At 33.0% G+C, this 7,209-nt stretch carries 9 protein-coding genes; all 9 read left to right on the top strand.

What is annotated here, in order from left to right:
- The coding region (locus ACVBED_RS07005; RefSeq protein ID WP_473094746.1) for an MFS transporter at positions 1 to 684 on the top strand (684 nt) is incomplete at its 5' end.
- 169 nt (positions 685 to 853) lie between these two features.
- Positions 854 to 2,089, top strand: coding sequence for an imidazolonepropionase (gene hutI, locus ACVBED_RS07000; RefSeq protein WP_473094745.1), 1,236 nt, complete (start codon positions 854 to 856; stop codon positions 2,087 to 2,089).
- Positions 2,090 to 2,094: 5 nt separating this feature from the next.
- Complete coding sequence (paaB, locus tag ACVBED_RS06995; protein ID WP_103913214.1) at positions 2,095 to 2,376, top strand: 1,2-phenylacetyl-CoA epoxidase subunit PaaB; 282 nt, start codon at positions 2,095 to 2,097, stop codon at positions 2,374 to 2,376.
- A gap of 91 nt (positions 2,377 to 2,467) precedes the next feature.
- A complete protein-coding gene (gene paaC / locus ACVBED_RS06990; protein ID WP_447119920.1) occupies positions 2,468 to 3,217 on the top strand; it encodes a 1,2-phenylacetyl-CoA epoxidase subunit PaaC in 750 nt (249 codons plus the stop codon).
- A gap of 91 nt (positions 3,218 to 3,308) precedes the next feature.
- A complete protein-coding gene (paaD, locus tag ACVBED_RS06985) occupies positions 3,309 to 3,773 on the top strand; it encodes a 1,2-phenylacetyl-CoA epoxidase subunit PaaD (RefSeq protein WP_447119919.1) in 465 nt (154 codons plus the stop codon).
- Between the two features lie 19 nt (positions 3,774 to 3,792).
- The gene (locus ACVBED_RS06980; protein WP_447119918.1) at positions 3,793 to 4,593 is read left to right on the top strand and encodes an enoyl-CoA hydratase/isomerase family protein; all 801 of its coding nucleotides are present in this window, start codon (positions 3,793 to 3,795) and stop codon (positions 4,591 to 4,593) included.
- Between the two features lie 365 nt (positions 4,594 to 4,958).
- Entirely contained in the window at positions 4,959 to 6,101 is a 1,143-nt protein-coding gene (locus ACVBED_RS06975) for a 3-hydroxyacyl-CoA dehydrogenase NAD-binding domain-containing protein (protein WP_447119917.1), read from the top strand.
- 171 nt (positions 6,102 to 6,272) lie between these two features.
- Positions 6,273 to 6,686, top strand: a complete 414-nt coding sequence (locus ACVBED_RS06970) for a hotdog fold thioesterase (protein WP_473094744.1) — start codon at positions 6,273 to 6,275, stop codon at positions 6,684 to 6,686.
- Positions 6,687 to 6,733: 47 nt separating this feature from the next.
- On the top strand, positions 6,734 to 7,201 hold the full coding sequence (locus ACVBED_RS06965) for an acyl-CoA thioesterase (protein ID WP_447119915.1): 468 nt from the start codon (positions 6,734 to 6,736) through the stop codon (positions 7,199 to 7,201).
- The last annotated feature ends 8 nt before the right edge of the window (positions 7,202 to 7,209 follow it).

Raw genomic sequence — 7,209 nt, 5'->3', positions numbered from 1 at the left:
ATTCGTATTTCGAAATCTTTTTGGCATTTATTATGGGTTTCTATTTTTGGATTCATAATTATCGCCACCATGTTTCCATCTCTTATAAAAAATGATAAAGCAAAAACAGGCAACAGTTTCAAATTAGAAAAACCAAGCAAATATATTTCGCTTTTAGGATTAATTGTGTTTTTTGCCGCAATTTGTGAAGGCGGAATGTACGATTGGAACGGTATTTATCTAAAAGAAATCGTGAAACAGGAAGTATTCACTTACGGCTATTTATTGTTTATGGTTTGCATGACGATTTCCCGATTATCAATTGATAGATTGATGGAAAAATTCAGCATGCAAACACTTTATTTTGCCGGTTCAATATTGATAATGTTTGGTGTCTCAATTGCCATTATTTTCCCGACATTATGGACAGTTCTTCTTGGTTTTTCAATGGTTGGATTTGGCGTTTCCGGACTTTATCCGATGACATTTATTCTAGCTGCAAAAGCAAAAAAATATTCACTTCCGATTGTAATTTCAATTATCAGTACTTATTCCACCGTCGGAATGTTTTTAGGACCGCCAATCATTGGTTATCTTGCTCACGGATTTGGTCTACAAAAAGCATTTATCGTCTTTATAATTGGCGGTTTTATGTTTATTCCGCTGAGTAAAATGGTTTTTGATCATTTAAAAAAAACGGCGTAATATTAATGAAAACTTAAGGCACTTAAGTTTAATTATTGGTATTTTTAAACATCATTCAGTTTCAGTCTTAAATAAAAGAGTAAAAATGAAATCGTCGCAAATTGCAAACTCAAATACTTATTATTATTTGGCGATTCCATAAAACAAATAAAATAATAAATTTCTACATATGAAATTAATCGGTCCGTTTAAACAAATTATCACGCTTGCTAATCTTCCTTTACGGGGAAAATTGTCTGATTATCAATTAGAAATCATTGAAAATGGCGGCATTTTAATCGAAAATAATTTAATTAAAAAAGTTGGGAAATTTCAAGATTTAAAGGAAGAATTAGAAAATAATAAAGAAACATTTGACTCAGAAATAATTGAAAATGAACAAATTTGCCTGCCATCATTTGTAGATTCACACACGCATATTTGCTTTGGTGGAAACCGTTCAAATGATTTTGCCATGAGAAATGCGGGAAAAACTTACTTAGAAATTGCCGAACAAGGTGGTGGAATTTGGAGTTCGGTTTTAGATACGCGGGAAGAATCTAAAGAAGAACTTTTAGAAAAATTATTAGATCGAATTCAATTTCTTGTAAATATCGGCATTTCTACCATTGAGATAAAAAGTGGTTATGGATTAAATGTAGAAAACGAGTTAAAAATATTACGGATCATTAAAGAAGCACAAACAAAAACACCTGCGACTTTAATCGCAACTTGTCTTGCAGCCCATTTAAAACCTAAAGATTTTGACGGAAATAATGAAGACTATTTAAATTATATTTTAACTGAAATTCTACCAAAAGTAAAAGAAGAAGATTTAGCAAAACGAGTCGATATTTTCATTGAAAAAACGGCTTTTCAACCGGAAGAAAGTAGAAAATTTATATTAAAAGCCAAAGAAATGGGTTTTGAAATTACCGTTCACGCTGATCAATTTACGTCTGGAAGTGGACGCCTTGCGGCAGAAATTGGCGCAAAATCAGCCGATCATTTAGAAGCCACAATTGATGCAGATATTGATTTTATTGCAAAATCTGAAACGGTTGCGACAGCACTTCCCGGCGCAAGTTTGGGTTTAGGTGAAAAAATGACTCCTGCAAGAAAATTATTAGATGCAGGTGCTATTTTGGCGATTGCAAGTGACTGGAATCCAGGTTCTGCACCGATGGGAAATTTAATTACACAAGCCTCAATTTTAGCAACTTATGAAAAACTAACCACTGCAGAAGTTTTTGCAGGAATTACGTTCAGATCAGCGTATGCTTTAGGTTTAAATGATGTTGGAAAATTAGAAGAAAATTTTAAGGCAAATTTCGTAACTTTCAGAACGGATAATTTTCAAAATATTCTTTATAATCAGGGAAGTTTGAAAATTGAAAATCTTTACATTAACGGAAATAAAATTTAGACAAAATGGCAAATTTAGAAGTGTGGGAAGTTTTTATACAGACAAAACCCGGCTTATCTCATAAACACGCAGGAATTGTGCAGGCGGCAACCGCTGAAATGGCGCTTCAAAACGCGCGCGATGTTTACACCAGAAGAATGGAAGGAACGTCAATTTGGGTCGTTCCAAGTAAATACATCGTTACTTCAGAAGGCGTGGACAAAGAAGCATTTTTTGATCCGGCAGATGATAAATTGTACCGCCATCCAACTTTTTACGAGATTCCAAATGACGTGAAAAATATGTAAAATGTAAAATGTCGGATGTACAAAGTACAATGTAAATTCGACAATTCCTTTGTATTGAATACTTTGTACATAATACTTTATACAAAAATTTATGAATTTACTTACTCAATATACTTTAAAAATCGCCGACGACAATCTAATTATGGGTCAAAGATTGGCGGAATGGTGCGGCAAAGGTCCGTATCTGGAAGAAGATATAGCCTTGACTAATATTGCGCTCGATTATTTGGGTCAATCAAATAATTTTTATAAGTACGCTGCTCAAATTCTTGGCGACGGTAAAACCGAAGATGATTTGGCTTTTCTTCGCTTAGAAAAAGAGTATTTAAACGCACAGTTTGTAGAATTACCAAATGAAGATTACGCCCAAACGCTTTTGAAAGTTTACTTTTTCTGTACTTATCAAAAATTATTATACGAAAATCTAAGCAACAGTTCTGACGAGATGTTTTCTGCCTTAGCGCAAAAATCCTTGAAAGAAGTAAAATACCATTACACACATACCAAAACGTGGATGAATGTTTTTGCTTCTGGAACAGAAGAAAGTCAAACGCGATTGGAAAAAGCGTTAGAAAATATTTGGGAATATACGGGCGGTTTATTCGACGAAACTGAAGCGGAAGAAAATCTTTTTGAATTAGGAATTATTCCTTCTTCTAAAGCGCTTTTCGCAGAATGGAAATCTTTAATTAAGAAAGATTTTGCGGAATTTAATTTAGAATTTCCAGAATCTGAATTTATGCAGAAAGGTTCCAGAAAAGGAATTCACACGGAATATTTTGGTTTTATTCTTTGCGAACTTCAATATATGCAAAGAACTTTTCCTGGTTGTACTTGGTAAAAACCAATGTACCAATATAAAAAGTATAACAATTATATAATTGAATTATTATACTTTGAAGTTATTATTGTTAAACTGTTAAACTGATACATTGTTAAATTTAATTGAATTACTTTCTCAAGTTCCCGATCCAGAAATTCCAGTAATTAATATTGTAGAATTAGGAATCGTTCGGGACGCAAAAATGCTTTCTGATGATGAAGTTGAAGTGATTATCACACCAACATATTCCGCTTGTCCGGCGATGTTTAATATTGAAGAAGATATTATAAAATTGTTAAAAGAACATCATCTCAAACCAAAAGTAACGACGCAAATGTTTCCCATTTGGACAACCGATTGGATCACGGACGAAGCGCGGGAAAAATTGAGAATTTATGGCATTACGCCGCCCGAAAAAGGCGCGGGAGAAAATCACTTAAATTTACCAAAAAAATGTCCACGCTGTAGCTCGGAAAACACGCGTGAACTGAGCAGATTTGGTTCGACGCTTTGTAAATCAACTTACCAATGCAACGACTGCCTCGAGCCTTTTGACTATTTCAAATGCCATTAATTTAATTAAAAGGTAAAAAATGTACACACAATTAGATACACAAACACTTTTAGACGGGAAACTTCAGGTTGCTTATCTCAATCAACCTGAAACTTACAATAGTTTAAATAAAATATTATTAACAGAATTGCGAGATTTTATTCGTGAATGCAATGAGAGTGAAATTGTGCGCTGCATTGCAATTTCTGGAAGAGGAAAAGCATTTTGTTCTGGTCAAAATTTGAAAGACGCGCTTTCAATTGGTAATGAAATGAAAGATGACCGTTTCATTCAGAGAATGGTGATTGATCATTACAATCCTTTGGTGAAGGATATTTCAAATGCAAAAAAACCAATTATTTCTTTGGTTAATGGTCCTGCAGTTGGCGCTGGCGCAATGTTGGCTTTAATTTGTGATTTTTCTTTAGCTACAGAAAGTGCTTATTTTTCTCAGGCTTTTGTGAATATAGGTTTAATTCCTGACACTGGCGGAACGTATTTTTTGCCAAAACTTTTAGGCCGTCAGCAAGCTAATTATCTAGCATTTACGGGGAAAAAATTATCAGCAACTGAAGCAAAAAATTTAGGTTTAATCGCTGATGTTTTTCCTGATGGTACATTTGAAAATGATGCACTTGAAGTTTTAACGCAACTTGCAAATTTACCAACAAGCGCAATTGCTTTAACAAAAAAGGCCTTTAATAAATCTTATGGAAATTCGCTTAATGAGCAATTGGATATCGAAGGAATTTACCAACAAGAAGCGGCTGAAACTGAAGATTTTAAAGAAGGTGTTGCAGCATTTTTAGAGAAAAGAAAACCGAATTATAAGGGGAAATAATTAATTTGAAATGAAATATGTTTACCACAATTCTCCTTACAATTCTCCTTTTTTTGGTTCCTATAACTTTAATTGCTGTTAAAGATTATTCAACTAAAAGTTTAAAATTAAAAAAATTAGTTATTATACTTGATAAAGCGTTTTTAATCCAAATTGCATCTGGATTAATTTTATATCTTATAGTTAATTTTTTGCCATATTTTAATGATAAATATGAATCGAATAATATTACAGATACAATTATTGAAACTATGATTTATTTTATAACAATTGGAATATTTTATTATTTCCCCTGCTTAATTTTATTAAATTTAATAACTAAATCTTGGAAAAAAATTCAATAAATTAATAAACTTTAAAACTATATGAATATAGGAATAATAGGCTCTGGAACGATGGGAATTGGCATTGCTCAAGTGGCGGCAACCCATAATTGTAAGGTTTTTCTTTACGATCAAAACAGTTCACAGACTGAAAAATCTTTGGAAGGTCTTCAAAAAGTTTTAGCCAGATTAATCGAAAAAAATAAAATTAGTTTTGAAGAAAGTGAAAATATTTACAACAGAATTAAATTCTGCACCGAACTTAAAGATTTAAAAAACTGCGACTTAGTCATTGAAGCAATTATTGAAAATAAGGAAATTAAACAAAAAGTTTTTTCAGAACTGGAAGAAATTGTTTCCGAGGAATGTATTTTGGCTTCAAACACATCTTCTATTTCCATCACTTCTATTTCGTCCAATTTAAAAAATTCAAGTCGCTTTTTAGGAATTCATTTTTTTAATCCTGCGCCTTTAATGCCTTTGGTAGAAATCATTCCCGGACTTTTAACAGCAGAAAATTTACCGCAAAAAATTTACGATTTAATAAAATCCTGGGGTAAAATTCCCGTGATCGCACAAGATCTTCCAGGGTTTATTGTGAATCGAATTGCACGACCATTTTACGGTGAAGCATTAAGAATCGTAGAAGAAAAAATTGCCACGCCAGCGCAGGTTGATGAAGCGATGCGAACGGTGGGGAATTTTAAAATGGGACCGTTTGAACTGATGGATCTAATTGGAATTGATATTAATTTTGCGGTTACAAAAACCGTTTACGCAGATTATTTTTACGATCCGAAATACAAACCAAGTTTGTTGCAGCAAAGAATGAGTGAAGCTAAACTTCTCGGCAGAAAAACCGGAAAAGGATTTTATGATTATTCGGAAAAGACTCAAGAACCAAGAAATAACAGCCAAGATAATAAAGACGAAAAATTATTTCAGGAAATATTTTTAAGAATAATTTCAATGCTTGTGAATGAAGCTGTGGAAGCCAAAAGATTGCAAATTGCGAGCGATGAAGATTTAGAATTAGCAATGCAAAAAGGCGTTAATTATCCGAAAGGCTTGCTCGCTTGGGGGAAAGAAATTAGTTTCGATAAAATCTCTGAAACTTTACAAAATCTCTATGAAACTTATCAGGAAGAACGATACCGACAAAGTCCTTTGCTAAAATTAATGTAACAATTTACCAATGTTGCAGTTTATCAGTTTAAAAACACAACAATTGTAGAAGCAAACTTTTTTTAGCTGCTTATTTAGTAAAAATTATAAATTGATTTATTGGTTTGGTAAAGAATTGGAAAACTTTTATATTGATACATTGGTATACTTATAAAATATTAATTTAAACCTATGACACCTTTAGAAACCGCAAAATACCTTTATAACCAAGACGCTTTCTCACAATGGCTGGGAATAGAAATTTTAGAGATAAAAGAAAAATATTGTTATCTGAAAATGCCCATAAAAGCACAAATGATTAACGGTTTAAAAACCGTGCATGGCGGAATTACTTTTGCGTTTGCAGATTCTGCTCTTGCTCTTTCCTCTAATAATTCTGGTGAAGCTGCAGTTGCGCTTAATTGTGTTATTAATTTTACCGCCGCAGTTCGATTAGGCGACACCCTTTTTGCAGAAAGTATTTTGCTCACAGAAACACGAAAAACAGGGATCTATGACATTATGATTAAGAATCAAAAAGGAGAATTGGTCGCTAGTTTTAGAGGAACAGTTTATAAAATCAATAAAAAAGTGGTTGATCTGTAATTTACAAAGGTAATTTTACATAAGATCCATTTAAATTTAAAAACTTTATGACCAATTTACCAATAACTTTTCAGTTTATTTCCGAGCCTTCAGACGTTAATTATGGCGGCAATGTACATGGCGGAAGTGTGATGAAATGGATCGACCAGGCAGGTTATGCGTGTGCGACGACTTGGTCAGGCAATTATTCCGTTACCGTTTATGTCGGTGGAATTCGGTTTTTTCATCCCATTAAAATTGGCGAAATAGTGAAAGTTGAAGCGCAGGTAATTCATACAGGCAATTCAAGTATGCATATTTCAATTAATGTTTTTTCAAGAAATATTAAGCAACCGATCTTCACTAAGAAAACACATTGCATCATTGTTTTTGTCGCGGTTGATGACAATGGTAATTCGTTACCCGTCCCAAAATGGATTCCTAAAACTGAACAGGAAAAACAACAGGAACAATATGCGATTCGCTTAATGGATTTACGTAAAAATATTGAAGAAGAAATGAAGCCGTTCTTATAATTTATTTT

This window comes from Halpernia sp. GG3, assembly GCF_052976925.2.
Note: the sequence above shows the minus strand (reverse complement) of the source record. Positions and strands in the feature narration are given on the sequence as shown.